Annotated in this window: 18 protein-coding genes and 1 riboswitch; of the genes, 8 read left to right on the forward strand and 10 right to left on the reverse strand. The window is 64.7% G+C overall.

The features are described from left to right. Window positions 1–254: 254 nt before the first annotated feature. On the reverse strand, window positions 255–491 hold the full coding sequence (locus ABIB35_RS17185; protein WP_354182949.1) for a hypothetical protein: 237 nt from the start codon (window positions 489–491) through the stop codon (window positions 255–257). A 218-nt stretch (window positions 492–709) separates the two neighbouring features. Between ABIB35_RS17185 and ABIB35_RS17190 the strand changes: the two genes are divergently transcribed. Then, a complete protein-coding gene (locus ABIB35_RS17190; protein ID WP_354182950.1) occupies window positions 710–1,234 on the forward strand; it encodes a hypothetical protein in 525 nt (174 codons plus the stop codon). Between the two features lie 87 nt (window positions 1,235–1,321). Here the strand turns inward: ABIB35_RS17190 and ABIB35_RS17195 are convergent, their stop codons facing one another. The 3 genes from ABIB35_RS17195 to ABIB35_RS17205 all read right to left on the reverse strand — a co-directional run bounded on the left by ABIB35_RS17195 (window position 1,322) and on the right by ABIB35_RS17205 (window position 2,615). Then, a complete protein-coding gene (locus tag ABIB35_RS17195; RefSeq protein ID WP_354182951.1) occupies window positions 1,322–1,690 on the reverse strand; it encodes a DUF1622 domain-containing protein in 369 nt (122 codons plus the stop codon). Window positions 1,691–1,796: 106 nt separating this feature from the next. Continuing rightward, a complete protein-coding gene (locus ABIB35_RS17200) occupies window positions 1,797–2,165 on the reverse strand; it encodes a hypothetical protein (protein ID WP_354182952.1) in 369 nt (122 codons plus the stop codon). 96 nt (window positions 2,166–2,261) lie between these two features. Further along, on the reverse strand, window positions 2,262–2,615 hold the full coding sequence (locus ABIB35_RS17205) for a hypothetical protein (RefSeq protein ID WP_354182953.1): 354 nt from the start codon (window positions 2,613–2,615) through the stop codon (window positions 2,262–2,264). Between the two features lie 170 nt (window positions 2,616–2,785). On the opposite strand from ABIB35_RS17205, the gene ABIB35_RS17210 reads away from it, so the two are divergent. From ABIB35_RS17210 to ABIB35_RS17220, 3 genes are all read left to right on the forward strand, one after another. Then, complete coding sequence (locus tag ABIB35_RS17210; protein WP_354182954.1) at window positions 2,786–2,953, forward strand: hypothetical protein; 168 nt, start codon at window positions 2,786–2,788, stop codon at window positions 2,951–2,953. A gap of 174 nt (window positions 2,954–3,127) precedes the next feature. Next, window positions 3,128–3,871, forward strand: coding sequence for a response regulator transcription factor (locus ABIB35_RS17215; RefSeq protein WP_354182955.1), 744 nt, complete (start codon window positions 3,128–3,130; stop codon window positions 3,869–3,871). Continuing rightward, entirely contained in the window at window positions 3,868–5,442 is a 1,575-nt protein-coding gene (locus ABIB35_RS17220) for a sensor histidine kinase (protein WP_354182956.1), read from the forward strand. The genes ABIB35_RS17215 and ABIB35_RS17220 overlap by 4 nt, the downstream gene beginning before the upstream one ends. Here ABIB35_RS17220 and ABIB35_RS17225 read toward each other — a convergent pair. The 5 genes from ABIB35_RS17225 to ABIB35_RS17245 all read right to left on the reverse strand — a co-directional run bounded on the left by ABIB35_RS17225 (window position 5,439) and on the right by ABIB35_RS17245 (window position 10,949). Continuing rightward, window positions 5,439–6,905, reverse strand: coding sequence for an amino acid permease (locus ABIB35_RS17225; RefSeq protein WP_354182957.1), 1,467 nt, complete (start codon window positions 6,903–6,905; stop codon window positions 5,439–5,441). The genes ABIB35_RS17220 and ABIB35_RS17225 overlap by 4 nt on opposite strands. Before the next feature lie 124 nt (window positions 6,906–7,029). Continuing rightward, a complete protein-coding gene (locus tag ABIB35_RS17230; protein ID WP_354182958.1) occupies window positions 7,030–7,392 on the reverse strand; it encodes a DMT family transporter in 363 nt (120 codons plus the stop codon). A gap of 2 nt (window positions 7,393–7,394) precedes the next feature. Continuing rightward, window positions 7,395–7,709 (reverse strand): DMT family transporter, encoded by a 315-nt coding sequence (locus ABIB35_RS17235; RefSeq protein WP_354182959.1) that lies wholly within the window; start codon window positions 7,707–7,709, stop codon window positions 7,395–7,397. A gap of 10 nt (window positions 7,710–7,719) precedes the next feature. Next, window positions 7,720–7,784, reverse strand: a riboswitch (guanidine-III (ykkC-III) riboswitch). Window positions 7,785–7,857: 73 nt separating this feature from the next. Then, window positions 7,858–9,162 carry an ABC transporter substrate-binding protein gene (locus ABIB35_RS17240; protein ID WP_354182960.1) on the reverse strand — a complete coding sequence of 435 codons (1,305 nt, stop codon included), beginning with the start codon at window positions 9,160–9,162 and terminating at the stop codon, window positions 7,858–7,860. A 398-nt stretch (window positions 9,163–9,560) separates the two neighbouring features. Then, window positions 9,561–10,949, reverse strand: coding sequence for an MFS transporter (locus ABIB35_RS17245; protein WP_354182961.1), 1,389 nt, complete (start codon window positions 10,947–10,949; stop codon window positions 9,561–9,563). A 171-nt stretch (window positions 10,950–11,120) separates the two neighbouring features. Between ABIB35_RS17245 and ABIB35_RS17250 the strand changes: the two genes are divergently transcribed. Beyond that, entirely contained in the window at window positions 11,121–11,972 is an 852-nt protein-coding gene (locus ABIB35_RS17250; RefSeq protein ID WP_354182962.1) for a LysR family transcriptional regulator, read from the forward strand. A 40-nt stretch (window positions 11,973–12,012) separates the two neighbouring features. Here ABIB35_RS17250 and ABIB35_RS17255 read toward each other — a convergent pair whose 3' ends face one another. Continuing rightward, a complete protein-coding gene (locus ABIB35_RS17255; RefSeq protein WP_354182963.1) occupies window positions 12,013–13,137 on the reverse strand; it encodes a LacI family DNA-binding transcriptional regulator in 1,125 nt (374 codons plus the stop codon). Window positions 13,138–13,283: 146 nt separating this feature from the next. Here ABIB35_RS17255 and ABIB35_RS17260 point away from each other — a divergent pair, with 146 nt between their 5' ends. Genes ABIB35_RS17260 through ABIB35_RS17270 form a run of 3 tightly spaced genes read left to right on the forward strand, consistent with a single transcriptional unit; the run spans window position 13,284 to window position 16,740 of the window. Beyond that, complete coding sequence (locus tag ABIB35_RS17260; protein WP_354182964.1) at window positions 13,284–14,738, forward strand: Gfo/Idh/MocA family oxidoreductase; 1,455 nt, start codon at window positions 13,284–13,286, stop codon at window positions 14,736–14,738. Then, entirely contained in the window at window positions 14,735–15,661 is a 927-nt protein-coding gene (locus ABIB35_RS17265) for an NAD-dependent epimerase/dehydratase family protein (RefSeq protein WP_354182965.1), read from the forward strand. Before ABIB35_RS17260 ends, ABIB35_RS17265 begins: the two co-directional genes overlap by 4 nt. Next, window positions 15,658–16,740, forward strand: coding sequence for a mandelate racemase/muconate lactonizing enzyme family protein (locus ABIB35_RS17270; RefSeq protein WP_354182966.1), 1,083 nt, complete (start codon window positions 15,658–15,660; stop codon window positions 16,738–16,740). The genes ABIB35_RS17265 and ABIB35_RS17270 overlap by 4 nt, the downstream gene beginning before the upstream one ends. Window positions 16,741–16,742 lie beyond the last annotated feature (2 nt).

Genomic DNA, 16,742 nt, shown 5'->3' on the forward strand with positions numbered 1-16,742 from the left:
ACGCGGGGGTTTTGGAAAGCACGGCAGAGCAGGCCCGGGGTGATTGAGTGGACCTCGCCGGGCGGGAGGATCTACCGTACTGAACCCCACCTCAGTCTCGCTCCGGGCCAGGCACAGCGAAACCGTGAGTCCGGAGAAGTGCCTGCCGCAGGCACCCGGGACTCAAACCCTGACGATTACGGCGATGATCCACCGCCCTTCTAAGCTACCTGGGAACGGGCTGGTTTCAGAGCCGGTCCATTGTGGGCGAGTTATTAGGCTGTGTGGTCGTCGTCGGCCGGGAGAGCCGCGGTCCGCCGATGGGACGCCGCCAGCCACAGCACGGCACCGGCCACCGGAAGCACAATCACAGCCAGTATCCACAGTCGCCGTGCCGGGACGGCGACCCATGAGGAACCTGCCAAGCTGTACAGCGCAGCGGCCGTGAGCGTCAGGTAAAGGACCAATGACAACGCCGCCAAAGGAGCCCATATCAGGTATTCGACAGGCATACGAAAACCTTGCTCTTTCATCATGAACGGAGTGAAAACAAACAATGAATGGGGGCGCCACCGCTGAAACGGGGAGGACGTAATTCCACCATAGGGTTCGCTGAAGGAATCTCGCCTCATCCCCTGTGATGACATTTGGAAGTCCTCCGCGCCTTCCGCGTAGTGCCCGTCGCAACCCCTCGAACTGTCTCACCGCAAACTGCGCCTAGCCTTAAGCCATGAGCACCACATCTCCTCCACGGTCCGCGGTCCGTCCCGCAGCCCTCTTTGGCGCTTCTGCCGCCGTACTGAGTATTCCGATGGCCCTGCTGGTGCCCCTGTGGATCACCGCCGGACGCATGCTTTTTGGGGTGCAGGGAAACCTGGTGGTGATTTTCGCGGCAACTGCAGGGCCCCTGCTGGCCGTGCTGATGCTGCTGTCGGCCGTTCAAATTACTGTGGCTGCCTGGCGGCGCCCAGCATTTGAGGTTCCGCTGCGGACATCTTTCCTGCTGCTCGGCACCTGGGTAGCAGGCGCAGCTTTCGGCTTCCTGGTGCCCGACGTCGGCGGCGAGCCGGGGCGCAACGGTTCAGTGATGTCGGTGCTGCTGGGCAGCGAGGCTGGAGGGTTTTCCGCTGCGCTGGCCAACCCGGTGGGGATGATCATGCTGGGCCTGACGGTGTGCATGGTTGTTGTGTCGCGGAGGGACGGCAAGCGGGCGGCAGGGCAGCCGGTTCACACGGAGGGTCCTGATGAACCGTGAGGTGAGCAGCAAGATCCGATGAGCAGTGGAACCCGGAGCCGAAACCAAGATCCGGTGATCAGCGGAACCCCAGTCGGAACCCGCTCATCAGCTCTGCGGCGGCGTAGCTTCTACGCCGCGTGCCTGCTGCCAGGGCAGCCGCCCGGTAACCTCCAGCTGCAGCGTGTAGCTGAGGAATGTCCGGATCAACACGATGAGCGCCAAGACTCCCAGCGACTCAAAGGTAGGGGTCACCGCCACCGTTCGAATGATGTCTGCTGCCACCAGAAGCTCCAGACCCAGCAGGATGCACCGGCCGAGCTGTTGCCGGTACGGCTCATAAACGGGCCGGCCGGTGCGACGCAGGAGAGTTCGCACCGCGGACAGTGTTGCAAGGATGGCGCCAACAATGATCACCGCCACTCCGGCCAGATCCACCGCTTCGCCGGCGGACTCGATGATGCCCTTGAAATCCATCTAAGTGCTCCGCTCCGGGCTGCTGTAGCCGATCCAGCCGGGCGAAATGCCCGTACCTCCATAAGCGGCCCGGCCCCGTTCGGTGTCAAGGGGCGCACCGGTGAACTTAGGCGGCTGCCGCGAAGCGGGCCGGGGATGAGCCCGGAGAGGAGGCCGGATAGTAGAAGGACCAGTCGTCGTAGGGGTCCTGCCAGGTCGAATCATCCCGTGCAACGCGGCGGACCGTTCCTGCCGGCACCCAGCGGTTGTGGGCTCGGCCGTCGTCGTCGATCCAGTGAAGGAGAACGAAGGTGCGGGTCCAGGCCGCAGCCTTTCCATCGATGAACGACGACGGCGTCCGGCAGCGGACGTACGGCTCGCGGCGGTAGGGGGCGTGAGTGACGCCCCCCGGCCCGTTGCCCGCTGGCCCTGCGGTGTGCAGGGTTGCGGAAGTCGGGGCACTTATCCGAGTGGGGGGTGCAGGGAAATCAGGCACGGGTGGAGAGGCTGAAGCAAAGGGAGGCATGGAACCACCCTGCCGTGCGGCACTGACACTTTGATGGAAAGCCAGTCCGGCGGAAATCCGCAGCGGTTAGGAAGCCAGATCCCGCCACTTGGCAGCGGCTTTGTTTGTCAGGGCAATGCTGTGATCAGCGACCCGGCGGGGGACGAGACGGATAACGGGTGCCAGTTCGGCCATTCCGGGGCGGGCGGCATCATTGACCGGGAGCTCTGCGCGCTCGGGCCGGTTGGCGACCATGTAAACGATTGAGAGGCCGGCGACCAGCAGTGAGATGAGGGTCACTACGCCGAGCCCGTAAAGGGCAAGCAGCGCATAGAAAGGGGAATCGAAGAGACCGGAAATGAAATCGGCGCTGCCGATCAGCAACCACAGCCAGAAGACGGCCACAACAACAAACATGGTCCGCCCGCGGCGAAAAAGCATTGCGGATTTCTTCCGCTCAGAAGGCACCTCTTGAGACTCCCCGCCCATTTCTACTCCCCAGCTAGCAGACCCGGTTAAGCAGGTCCTCAAGCAGATACTAGCCCTTTTATGGCGCCGCATTGTTCACCGAAGCGCCAGAATGTACTGTGTCGCTGCGGGAAGGGCAGAAAGTGAACGTAAAGTCCGGCCCCCGCCTCCTGTTCGTGCTGCTATGTGCCATGGGTGCAGGGCCCGTCATGAACTCCGGCACCAGAGCCGCGGGCATCCTCATCATTGACGATCTGGGCATCGGGGAGCATCCACAGCCGGCTCACAGCGCCCTGACAGTGATGGGCTAGGGCCTGACCGCAGGATAGAAGAAGTAGCTGCCGGGAACTGACCTGGCTGCTGAACCCCGAGCTGCTATATACAGGGACCCGAGCTGCTCGGAACTGAGCTGCCTGCAGTGCGGTTGCTGAACTGTTTATGCTGGGACCAGGCCCATACCGGGCGGACCGATAGGAAAAAGTCATATGTCCGAGGCCACTGGCTCCTTCATGGGTGATCTGCCCAAGCTGTCGCATCCCGACGGCACCCCGATCCGTGCCCTTGTGGTGGACGATGAGCCCAACCTCGCCGAGCTGATCAGCATGGGCCTGCGCATGGCCGGCTGGCAGGTGGTGATGGCGGCTGACGGCCGCGGCGCAGTGGAAGCCGCACGTGAATTCCGGCCCGACGTGCTGGTCCTGGACATCATGCTCCCCGGATTTGACGGTGTGGAGGTGTTGACGAAGATCCGCAGCTTCGCCCCGGACGTTCCGGCGTTGTTCCTTACCGCGAAGGACTCCGTGGAGGACCGCATCACCGGGCTGGCAGCCGGCGGGGACGATTACGTCACCAAGCCCTTCAGCATGGAGGAGGTACTGCTGCGCCTGCACCGGTTGGTGCAGCGTTCCGGTGCTGCCGCCGTGGACACTGCCGAACTGGTGGTGGGTGACCTGACGCTGAACTTGGATACGCATGAAGTGCTCCGCGGCGGAGAAGAGATCCAGCTGACTGCCACCGAATTCCACCTGCTGACCTTCCTGATGGAGAACCCCCGCCGGGTGGTGAGTAAGACACAGATCCTGAATCGGGTCTGGGACTACGATTTCGGCGGCCAGGCCAACATTGTGGAACTGTACATTTCCTACCTGCGCAAGAAGATCGACGCCGGCCGCACACCCATGATTCACACTGTGCGCGGAGCCGGATACGTGCTCAAGCCGGCCACATGAGCAGCGCCGCCGCGGAGCACCGTCGGTTGGCACGCCTGCGCGCACGCCTGCGCGGCCGTGTGCGCGCACGCCTGCGCGGCCGTGTGCGCGGCCGTCTGCACGGCTGGCGCCTGCGCGCCAAGCTCCTGCTGGCCACTCTGGGTTTGCTGACCCTGACCTGTCTCACCATCGGAGTCCTCAGCCACGCCGTCATGAACGTGTTCCTGGTCCAGCAACTGGATGAAACCCTGCTGGAAGCTTCGGAGCGCGCCGTGAACTTTCCGTTGCCGCCCGGGGGGACACCGCCGTCGGACTCGGCGGACACCGACGAGCGGCCCGACCCTCTGGACGCGCCGGGCCAGGGCGGGCCGGGCCTGTTGGACGTGCGCTTTTACGGGAACAGTGCTTTCAGCAACGGAGTGACGCTCGAGGACGGTACCCGGCAGCCGTTGTCAGCCGACGACGTCGGGGTCCTCGCCTCGATCCCGGCGGACCAGGTCCCCGTGTCGGTGGATCTCTCCTTCGGTGATTACCGCGTGGTGGCCCAGACGCAGCCGCAAACCGGAACGGTGGTGGTCTCCGGGGTGCCGCTGGCTGCCACAAACAACACCCTGCTGTGGCTGGGGGTCACTATTGCGGCCGTGTCCCTGCTCGGGCTGGCGCTGACCGCAGTGCTGGGCTATCTGATCATCCGGCGCAGCCTGCGGCCCCTGGAGGAAGTGGCAGCCGTAGCCACCAATGTCTCCCGGCTGCCGCTGGAGGCTGGTGACGTTGCGCTGGCCGAGCGCGTGCCGGAGAGCCTGGTCCATTCCGGAACGGAGGTGGGAAGCGTAGGGCAGGCGTTCAACAAGATGCTGGACAACGTGGCACGCGCCCTGCAGGTGCGCCAGCGCAGCGAAACACAGATCCGGCAGTTCGTTGCTGACGCCAGTCATGAACTGCGCACCCCGCTGACCTCCATCCGCGGCTATACGGAAATGGTTCGGCTCACCGAACACCTCAGCCCGGAAGGGATCCAGTCACTGGGACGCGTGGAGGCCGAATCCCGGCGGATGACAGGGCTGGTGGAGGACCTGCTGCTCCTGGCGCGGCTGGACGAAGGCCGGGAAAAAGTGCACACCGAGGTGGACCTGACCCGTCTGGTGATGGAAACCGTGAGTGATGCCCAGGTTGCGGCCCGGGACCATCACTGGCGGATCCAGCTTCCGGATGAGCCCGTCACCGGTGTGGGGGACCCCGGACAACTGCGCCAGGTGCTGATCAATCTGGTGACCAATGCTCATGTTCACACTGCGCCCGGAACCACTGTGGAGGTCTCCCTGGGCGTGGCCTCCGACGGGAAGGGCGGAAGCGACGCGGTGCTTCGGGTGGCCGACGACGGCGCGGGGATACCCCCTGATTTCCAGGACCGGATCTTTTCGCGCTTTGCCCGCCGTGACGCCTCGAGGTCGGACCGGACCGGCTCTTCCGGGCTCGGGCTGGCCATTGTGGATGCCATTGTCTCAGCGCACCACGGCACCATTTCGCTGGAAAGCGTGCCGGGAGACACCGTGTTCACCGTCCGGCTGCCGCAGGGGCAGCCGGACGGCTAAGCGGTTTCCGGGGTCGGCGGCGGCTTGGCCAGCCGCGGGCTGTTGGGATTCAGCAGGGAATTCCGACGCCCGTAGAACCAGTAGATGACAAGACCAATGATGAGCCAGACACCAAAGCGGAGCCAGGTCTCCCAATGCAGCTGCAGCATTAGGAAGCCCGAGGCCAGCACGCCAAATGCCGGCACCCACGGCATGAGCGGCAGCCGGAATTCACGGGGAGCGTCGGGCTGGCTGCGGCGCAGCACAATGACTGCAACGCAGACCACCACAAAGGCGGCAAGAATACCTATATTCGTCAGGTCCGCCACGGCACGGATCGGGAAGACTCCGGCCAGCAGTGCGGATACGCTGCCGGCGATCCAGGTCACCCGCTGCGGGGTACCGTGCCGGTCGGTTCCGGCAAACCAGCCCGGGAGCAGCCCGTCGCGGCTCATGGAGAACCACACCCGGGTGACTCCAAGCAGGAACGTGAGCATCACGGTGAGGATGGACAGCACGGCAAAGGCGGAGATGATCGTGGCGATAACCGGAAGCCCCGCAGCCTGGAAGGCAGAAGCGAAGCCCGCAGTGGGACTGATCTCGGTGTAGTTTTGCATGCCGGTCAGCACCAGGGTAGCCAGGATGTATAGGACCATGGCTACTCCCAGGGAGATCAGGATGGCCTTGGGCATGTGCTTCTTGCCGTCAGTAGCTTCCTCTGCGGCGGTGCTCATGGCGTCATAGCCGAACACCGCAAAGAACACTGTGGCGGCACCGGTGAAGACGGCGCCAAAACCATTGGGCATAAACGGTGTGTAGTTATCCGTGTTCACGAAGAAGAACCCCAGCCCCACGATGAAAAGGATTAACAGCACTTTCAGGCCAACAGCCACCAGCTCAAACCGGCCGAATGTCTTGGTGCCGCGGCTGAGGATCCATGTGATGAACAGGCAGACCACCAGGGCCGGCACATTGATGACTCCGCCCTCCACGGTGTCTCCGGTGCCCTGCATCCACGCCGGAATATCAATGCCGATTCCGCTCATGAACTCGGTGAAGTAGCCGGAAATGCCGATGGCTACCACGGCGACAATGGCGGTGTATTCCAGAAGCAGGTCCCAGCCGATGAACCAGCCGATAATTTCGCCCAGCGCCACGTATCCGTAGGTGTACGCGGAACCGGCGCGGGGCACCATCCCGGCAAACTCGGCATAGGACATGGCTGCCGCCGCGCTCGCCAGTCCGGCAACCAGGAAAGAGATCAGCACAGCAGGCCCGACGCCGGGGGCATCCGGTCCGCCGTTGGCCACCAGTCCGGCGAGGGTGAAGATGCCGATGCCGATGATGCCGCCCACGCCGATGGCGGTCAGCTGCCAAAGGCCCAGACTTTTGAAGAGCTTGTTGCCGGTTTTTTCATCGTCCACTTCTTCGATCGGCTTGCGCCGGAAGAGGGAGGTGGAGGACGGGGTATCTGCCGTGGTCATGGGGGAGGCTCCGATCATTGCTTCCGGAGCCGCTGGACACCGGAGATGACGCCTTTTGCGGCGCTCAGAGCATTATTGTCCCGCCCGGTTGCCCTGCCAAGACCTGCGGCCCCAGAACTGCGGATCAGTGCTTATTTTCCTCGGGTTCGGGGGAACCCGTCGCGTGTGCAGGGGATTCCACAAATTTCAGGCCCACCACGCAGCCGATGATTCCGGCGAGGAACAGGAGTTTCAGCAGCCCCGGTTGTTCGTCACCAAAGACCATGGCGTAGGCAACGGTGAGGACAGCGCCCAGCCCGGTCCACACCGCGTAGGCAGTGGAGATGGGAATGGAGTTCATGGCATAGGACAGGCCCACCATCGACGCGGTGCATGCGGCCAGGAAAATGAGGGACGGAACCAGCACTGTGAAGCCGGCCGAAGCGTCCAGTGCTGTGGCCCAGGCGGCTTCCAGTACGGCGCTGAGGAGCAGGATGATCCACGGCATACCTAGCCCACCACCTTCAGGCCAACAACGCAGCCCACTACGCCCAGCAGCAGCAGAATTTTGACCATCGTGGCTTTTTCGCCGCCGAAGACCATCGCATATGCGGCAGTGAGCACCGCCCCGATTCCCACCCAGACGGCGTACGCAGTACCCACCGGGATGCTCTGCATGGCCACGGCAAGACCGGTCATGCTCAGCAGGAGGCCGGCGGCGAATATCACCGTAGGCCAGGGTCTGCGGAAGTTTTGAGATTTGCCCAACGCGGTGGCCCAGACGGCCTCCAACATGCCGGAGAGAACAAGAATGGCCCAAGCCATGACAGATTCCTTTGGCCAGTCTTGTCGCTGTCCGGGTACTGAACCGTCGTCCGGAGGCCGGGATCCGGCCTTGGCTCCTAGGTTAGCAAATGCCCGGGTTTTTGCCGCCACCCGGCAGGTGGCACCTGCCGGATGGCGGCAGCGAGGGCTAGCCGGCGCGGCTGATCATTCCTTCCACTTCGTCCTTGAAGGTACTGGCTGCTTCCTCAGGGGAGAGGGTGCCGGCTAGGACCTCGGCCGTGTAGCGGGCGATCACATTTTGTACATCACTGGCGCCTACCGGGGGGACCGGAGGTGCGCTGTCGACGTCGGGCTCAATCTCCGCCAGGAAGTCGAGGACCTCCGCATTGGCCGGTGAGAGGGCGCTGGTGATCGACTCTTTGACCTCAGGGTTGGTGGGAACTCCGCGGTCGGTCAGCAGGCTTTCGCCGGCAGCGGTGTCATTGACCAGGAAGTTGATGAATTCAGTTGCTTCCTCCGGATGTTCGGTCCGTGAGGAGGCGGACCAGAACATGGTGGGCTTGTAGTACATCCCGTTACTGCTGACGGCGCCGTCGGTGCTCGGCCGGCGCAGCATCTTGATATCGGAACCGGTGGTGGCTTCAAGGGAACCGAGCTGGTTGGTCCACCACCAGCTCATGGCCATCTTGTTGGTGCCAAACAGGCTGCTCTCCAGCGGTGCAGTGTTGTCCTCGGTGAAGATGGTGACGGGAGGGCTGGCCTTTTCGTCTAGCTGGCTCCTGATCTGCTTCCAGAATCCCGCTGCGGTGTCCGTTTCGAAGCCGAGTTTTCCATCCGCGGTATAGAGCTGCTCACCGTGCTGACGCAGCCAGATGATGAAGTTTCCCTCATTGGAGCCGTAGGCGGCACCGTAGCTTTCACCGTTTCCGTAGGCGCTCAGGTCCGCGGCGATTTCCCTGTAGTCCTCCCACGTCCAGGTTTTGTCATCCGGCAGGGGAATCCCTGCGGCATCGAAGAGCGAGGTGTTGGCCATGATGACGTAGGTGTTGATGCCGGTGCTCAGGCCGTACTGCTTGTCTTCGTACTGGCCTGAGGCCAGATCTTCCTTGCCGATCTTGGATGTGTCGATTCCGTCCTGTGCGGACAGGTCCAGCAGCGCACCGCGTCCGCCGTACTCCGCAATGTACTTCTGGTCCATCTGGATGATGTCCGGGGTGTCTCCACCTGCTGTGACGGTGGCGAGTTTGTCCCAGTAGCTGCCCCATTCTCCGGGCTGCGGCTTGATCAAGATGTTGGGATGAGTGTCCTCGAAGGCATCGATGGCAGCCTGCGTCTGCTTGTTGAGGAATTCGTTGCCCCACCAGGTGAACGTCAGGGTGACCGGTCCGTCAGCAGCGGACTCGCTGTCGCCGGCTCCACAGGCGGTAAGGAACAAGGCCGCCGCAGCGGAAACAGCCATGAGCTTGGCGAGCCTTTTGGGGTGTTGTTTCATGATCTCCATTGACCTTTTCGAAAGTGGGTGGTGCCCGGTTGTCATGCCAGGGGGAGCATGGATCAGCCGGGCAGGGTGCAAGAACTGGGTGGTGCTGCGTCGCGCGGTGTGGACGAGACGGAGCTGGTGCGTCGGGAGGGCGCAGGCCTGGAGCGGGGATGGTGCCGGGGCCGTGGCGGACGAACGGATCTGTGAGGTGGCCTTGTCGTCAAGGTGTGCCTGGCAACCAGCTCAGAAAGCGCTTTCTGGAGTGGTTTAAATGAGTATCCTGCGGGCGAGCGAACTTGTCAATGGATTGCTTGCCTGTGGCAGTGGGGGTGACGTTGCGGTGCCGGTGCCAACGGTGCGGCAGTGGCGGTGCGGATACCTTGCCGGAGCCCGGCATCCGCTGGGGGCTGTTACGCGGTGCCGGTGATCCCGTCAGAGCGGCGGTTGACGATATGAAGCCCCGGCTTGCCCCTGCGCATGGTTGCCGAAAGCCGGAGCCTGCCCTGCCGGGCCAGGATGATGGCGATCCCGGCGGCCGCCAGAGCGGGCACGGCACCGGCAACAAAGATAGCCCCCTGCGGCCCCAGCTCTTCGGCCAACCATCCGGTCAGCGGTCCGCCCAGCGCCTGTCCGCCAATCAGGACCATGATGTACAGGCTCATTACTCGTCCGCGGATCCGTACGGCCGTGGTGGACTGAACCAGTTGGTTGGCGCTTGTGATGAATTGCATGGAGCAGAAGCCTGCAACAATCATTACCGCTCCGAAAATGGCCAGGGACGGGGCGAAGGCAGACGCCGCAAGGGCGCACCCGTAGGCGGCGGCACTGGAAACCACGGTGCGCAGCCGCAGCGTGCGGCGCCGGGTGGAGGCCACCGCGCCGGCGAGGGCCCCGGTGGCCACCAGCGTATTGAGCAGGCCGAAGCCACCCGCGCCGCTGCGGAACACCTGGTCGGCAAAAGCGGCCATCAGCACCGGTGTGCTCAGGGCAAAGACCGACACAAAAGCGCACATGGCGGCAGGCCAAAACACCGTGGGAGTCCTTCTGGCGTACCGGGCGCCCTCCCGAAGCATGCCTTTGGACCGGGGCGCCGGTGCGGTGTGGAAGAGCTGGTCCGTGTGCAGCCGCCCGAGCATGAATACCGTGAAGCTGCAGGCAGCCGCGTTGATGGCGAAGGCCCAGCCGCCGCCAACTGCGCCAATCAGCACGCCGGCCACCGCCGGTCCCACCATGGCGCCCAGCTGGAAGACCGAGGAGCTCACACTGAGGGCATTGCGGAGGTTCTCCGGCCCCACCATTTCATGCACAAAGACCTGCCGCGCGGGCTGGTCGATGACGGTGACCAGACCGAGCGCCAGAGCCACAACGTAGACATGCCAGACTTCCACGGCGCCGGTCAAAGCCAGAAGTGCCAGGCCCAGGGCCAGAACCGCGGCAGCGGACTGGCTTGCCATCAGCAGGATGCGCTTGGAATAACGGTCTGCCACCATACCGCCCAGCGGCCCCAACAGGAGCGTGGGAAGAAACTGGAACGCGGTAGTAATGCCCACAGCAGTGACGCTTCCGGAAAGCTCCAGAACCAGCCAGTCCTGGGCGATCCGCTGCATCCAGATGGCCACTACGGCCACCAGATGCGCGGCGGTGAAGAGACGGAAATTGAGGATCCGCAGGGAGGCGAAGGTGTCCCTCCACGGCAGCGGGGCTGGGCGACTGCCGTCCGGCGGCGATGGGCTTGGCGACGGCGATGATGGGTGCTGCGGCGACGGTGATGAAGGGTGCGGCGGTGACGGGTGTGCCAAGGAAGGTCCTGTACGGGAAGCGGAGTGCGGTGAGTGGTGCGGTCCAGCTTCTTCAGCCTATTGGCCGGCGGACGAAAGAGAACGGGGTAGGCTCCCTATCAATCTCATTGCATTGCGCAATAACCGAGGCCTTGCCTGGGCTAAAGATAAATGACATCAACCGGGGGAAGAATGTATGAGCCGGCACAGCTGCTGAGTTTTCTCACGGTGGCGGAAACCCTGAGCTTCACCGGAGCTGCGGCCCGGCTGAACCTTGCCCAGCCCACGGTTAGCCAGCACGTGCGGAAGCTGGAGGCTGCCTGTGGCAGGATCCTGCTGGAACGCGACACCCATGCGGTGCGGCTGACGGATAACGGGGACGCTATGGCCGGTTTTGCGCGCAGCATCCTGGCGGCACATCAGAGCGCAGAATCATATTTCTCCGGAGCCGCTATGCGGGGGCGGATCCGTTTCGGGAGTGCCGATGATCTGTCCCTGACCCGACTGCCGGACATTCTTCGGCGCTTCCGCCGGCTTTATCCACAGATCAACCTGGAACTGACGGTTAGCCAGAGTGACCGTTTGCACCGCAGGCTGCAGGCAGGACAGCTGGATCTGGTCTTCATCAAGACCCCTGCGGACTCCGTGCAGGGGACGGATGTCCGGCGGGACCGGTTTGTCTGGGTGGGACTCAAGCAAACGGTTCTGGAGCAGGGAGCTCCGGTGCCTCTTGTGGCCTATCCGCATCCGAGCCTGAGCAGGCGTTTCGCGATCGAGGCGCTGGAAGCCGCAGGACGCGCATGGCGGGTGACGTGCAATACGCGGGAAGTCAACGGGATCCTGGCGGCCACGCGCGCCGGAATCGGACTGGCGGTGCTGCCCTCATCGCTGGTGCCTGCTGATCTGGAACAGGTGGGCAGGCGCCTGGACCTGCCCCCGCTGGGTGAAGTGGATTTCACTCTGATGAGCAATCCGCTGGCCAACCGCGACGTGGTGGAGGTCCTGACCGCAGCCATTGCTGACAACGTTCTGGCAGGGGTTTAGCAATGTCCCTGCTGGCAGCGCTCCCGCTAGTGGGGCCCGGCTAGCGGGTCACGGGGTTTCGCTGGCTGGTCCGGACATCGGCCGGGGCGGGTCCGGTGCTGCCCCTCACCTGTACCTGGGTGGCAAAAACGGTATTCTCCGGCACCGCGGACCCCTCTGCGCCACTCGCCTCGGCGATGTCGGCGATGTCGGTGGCGGGGTCAGCGTCGGCGCCGGGACCGGCGTCGGCCTTGGGATTCAGGAGCGCATGCAGCCGGCGCCACGCCTGTTCGCCCAACTGATTCAGCGGCACGGTTGCCGTGGTCAGCGGGGGAGAGGTGTATCCGGAAAACTCAATGTCGTCGAAACCCGTCACGGACAGGTCGCCGGGCACGGTGACGCCCTGCTCATGCAGTCCGCTGAGCAGACCCATGGCTACCAGGTCATTGAAGGCCAGGACGCCGGTGGCGGAGGTAGCCAGGACCTCCAGGGCGGCAGCATGACCGGAGGCAAAGCTCACACCGCCCGGCAGGATCTGGAGGCTGGCATCCGGCCGTTCCGTCAGGAACTGTTCAAGGCCCTGCAGACGCAACCGGTTGGAAGCACTGTTTTCCGGTCCGGACAGGAAGGCGAGCCTGCGGTGTCCGAGGGCATACAAATGCTCAGCGAGGTTGCGGATGCCGTCTGCGTAATCAACGCTGACGGTGGGCGTGCCGCCGGAGGACGTGCGGTTGATCAGTACCAGCGGCTGCAGCCCGGGGGCCAGATCTTCAAGTTCCTCATCACTCATTCGCGGAGCACAGAGAACCACGCCGTCTCCCCGCCGCCGGGCGTCGGAGGCCAGAATGTGTTCCTCACTGGGGGTTTCGGAGGAATCAGCGATGAGCACGCGGTAGCCGTCCTGGGCCGCGGCCATGCTGACGCCGCGCAGTACGGCCTGGAACATGGGGTTCGCCAGGTCCGGAACCAGCACACCGATGGTCTCGCTTTTGCCCAGTGCCAGGCTCCGGCCAAGGGGGTTGGGGTGGTACTGCAGTTCCTCCGCGGCGGCCCGGACCCTGGATGCGATGGTGCGGTCAACGGTAAAACTGCCGTTCATGACCCGGGAAACAGTGGCATGGGAGACTCCTGCCCGGCGGGCCACATCAGCGATGCCGATCCGGCGGGGCTGTCTTTTCTTCTCCACAGGGGAACCTCTCAAGGGGTGATGAACCGTTGACGCGGTTGCCCGCGGTTTGATAAGCATATGCCAGTGAGAAAACGTTTTCTCAGTGACTTATCCGCGGCCAGTCCGCCACATCGACTTGTGCACGTCCTTCGAAAGGAACATCCATGACTACCGCAGCTTCCGGCGGCACCTTCTCCGCCGCTGCGCCCCAGGCCGGAGCCGGGGCGCCCGGCGCGGGCACGGGAAAGGCCCGGCTGGCCCTTGTGGGGACCGGTGCCCGTTCCGAGATGTACATCCGCGCAGTTCTCACCGACCACGCCGACGTGGCCGAACTTGCCGGACTCAGCGACGTCAACTCCGGCCGGGTGGAGTTCTACCAGCGGCTCATCAAGGAGGTGGGCGGCGGTTCCGTGCCGGCGCCGCTCGTGTTTGACCCGGCAGATCTCACCTCGTTCATCCGCAGCAACGGCATCACCCGCGTCATCATCACCACCCCTGACTACACGCACGCGGACTACGTGGTTCAAGCGCTGCATGCCGGTGCGGACGTGGTGGTGGAAAAGCCCCTCACCATCGACGCCGAGGGCTGCCGGCGCATCAACGCCGCCGTCGCCGAAACGGGCCGCAACGTGGTGGTCACCTTCAATTACCGCTATTCACCCCGTAACAGCGCCCTGAAGGAGGTCATCTCCAGCGGCGTGATCGGCACCGTGACCTCCGTGGATTTCACCTGGGTCCTGGACACCGTGCACGGCGCTGACTACTTCCGCCGCTGGCACCGCCAAAAGGAGAATTCCGGCGGGCTGCTCGTCCACAAGGCATCCCACCACTTTGACCTGGTCAACTGGTGGATTGATGACTCCCCGGCCCGGGTCTACGCCTCCGGCGGACTGCGTTTTTATGGCAGCGAAAATGCCGAACTCCGCGGGCTGGGGGAGCGCCCCGAACGCGGTACCGGCGACGTGGTGACAAATGGCACCAATGACGCCAAGGACGGCAAGGACCCCTTCGTCCTGGACCTGCGCGATGACCCGCGGCTGCAGGCGCTGTATCTGGATACCGAGCACCTTGACGGCTACCGCCGGGACCAGGATGTGTTCTCCGCCGGCATCACCATTGAGGACAATCTGGCGCTGGTGGTGGATTACGACGGCGGCCCCACCCTGAGCTACTCGCTGAACGCCCACAGCCCCTGGGAGGGCTACCGCGTGGCTATCAACGGAACCGAAGGCCGGGCGGAGCTTGAGGTGGTGGAGCGCGCCGCCGTCGCCGGAAGCAATGACAGCAAGAATGTGCTGGATCCCTCGGCGACGCCCGTCTCCGAAGACGACGCGGTGCGCGCCAACGGTGAGCGCCTGGTGGTCCAGCGGCACTGGGAACCTGCCTACGAAGTGCCCATCCTCAACGGCGCCGGCAGTCACGGCGGCGGCGATTCGCTGCTGCTCTCCGATCTGTTCAACGGACCCGGGGAGGACCCGCTGGGTCGGCCTTCAGGGTATGTGGACGGGCTGCGGTCCGTGGCTGTGGGAATTGCCGGCAACGAGTCCCTGGCCACCGGACAACCGGTCCGCATCAGTGAGCTGGGCTTGGGCGCCGACCTGCGCCGGGCCGCTCAGTGAGCTCCCCGGGCAGGGAAACGGTCCTGGTCACCGGAGGGTCCGGGCGGCTGGGCCGCAGCGTGGTCGCCGGTCTGGCGGCAGCCGGGTATGCGGTGGTTTCCGCGGACCGCGAGAGTATCGCTGACGTGGCCGACGGCGTTGTGCAGGAAGCGCTGGATCTCGCCGCTGAAGGAGAGGCAGCCCGGCTGATCGCCGCGCACGCTCCCGATGCCGTGATTCACCTGGCCGCCATCGCGGTTCCGTTCAGCGCTCCCGAAAACGTGATCCTGGAGACCAACGCCAAGCTGGCCTTCGCCGTCCTGGAAGCGGCCACCAACGCGGGGGTGGGCCGCATCATCACGGCCAGCAGCCCCACGGTGATGGGCTACGGCAATCCGGCGGGCTGGCTGCCGGAGCGCTTCCCGCTGGACGAGGACTGCACGCCCCGCCCCTGGAACGCGTACGCACTGTCCAAGCTGCTCGCGGAGCAGACCATGCAGATGTTCGCGGCTGCCAACGGCGAGAAGATCCGCTATGCCGCCTTCCGGCCGTGTTTCGTCATTTCGCCGGAGGAATGGGACGGCGCACCTACGCAGCAGGGGCACACCCTGGCCGAGCGGCTGCAGGATCCGGCGCTGTCCGCGCCTGCCCTGTTCAACTACCTCGATGCCCGGGACGCGGCGGACTTCCTCGCCGTGCTGCTGGAAAAGCTCCCGGAGATCCCCAACGCACAGGTCTTTTTCGTGGGCGCCGCAGATGCCCTGGCGGATGCTCCGCTGGCCGAACTGCTGCCCCGGTTCGTGTCCGGTTCCGGCGAGCTCGCCGCGGGCCTGACCGGTTCCGCGCCAGCCTTCTCCATCTCGAAGGCGCGGGAGCTGCTGGGCTGGGAGCCTCAGCGGTCCTGGCGGTCCGAACTACGGCTCGCCGCGGAGGTCGCTCCGTGAGCGCCTCGAAGATCACCGGGCTGAGCACCCGGCTGCTGACGCTTCCGCTGCACCGGCCGTGGGGGGACACGGTTCCGGAGAACCATGTGATCGTCACTGATGTCAGCACCGAGGCAGGTACCGGGCACGGCTTTTCCTGGACTCCCACCATTGGCCCGCGGGCGGTGCAGGCCCTGCTGGACCACGATATTCGGGACTTCGTGCTCGGGCGCCCGGCCGAACCCGAGGTGCTCTGGGACCTGCTGTGGAAGCACCTGCACGAAGCCGGCGGCGGCGGGCTGACGACGATCGCCATGGCCGGAGTGGACCTGGCGTTGTGGGACCTGAAGGCACGCACGGCCGGCCGTTCCATTGCTGATCAGTTGGGCCGGCGGCAGGAAAGCGCCGTCGTCTACGGCTCCGGCGTAAACCTGCACTACTCGCAGGATGAGCTGGTGGCGCAGGTCCAGCGCTGGGTGGCCGAGGGCAAGCAGGCCGTGAAGATCAAGGTGGGAAAGCCGGACCTGGCCGAGGACATCGACCGCGTTGCCGCGGTCCGGGACGTGCTCGGTCCGCACCGGAAACTCATGATCGACGCCAACCAGCGCTGGGACCTGCCGGCCGCCCTGCGGGCGCTGGACGCGCTGGCGCCGTTCGGGCTGGAATGGCTCGAGGAGCCGCTGCGCGCGGACGATCTCTGGGGCTACCGTCAGCTGCGCCGCAGCACCTCAGTGCCCATCGCGCTGGGGGAGAACCTGCACAACATCTACCGGTTCCGTGACTTCATCTCCGCCGGGGCCGTCGATATTGTGCAGCCCAATATCGTGCGGGTGGGCGGCATTACCCCGTTCAGGCGGATCGTGGAGCTGGCCCGCACGCACAGCATCCGGGTGGCACCGCACCTGCTGCCGGAGCTCTCCGGCCAGCTTGCGCTCACTCTGGCCGAGCCGGTGTGGGTGGAAGATGTGGAAGACGCCGCCTTTGGCCAGCTGGGGGCGCTCACCGGTGCGTCGCCGGTACGGATTAACGACGGCGTCCTGACGGCCACCGGCGCCCCGGGACTGGGCCTGGACTTCGTCTCCGCCCTGTCCCGGGGCTAGCC

Origin of the sequence: Arthrobacter sp. UYP6 (assembly GCF_040547315.1) — a bacterium.
Classification (GTDB): Bacteria; Actinomycetota; Actinomycetes; order Actinomycetales; family Micrococcaceae; genus Arthrobacter_B.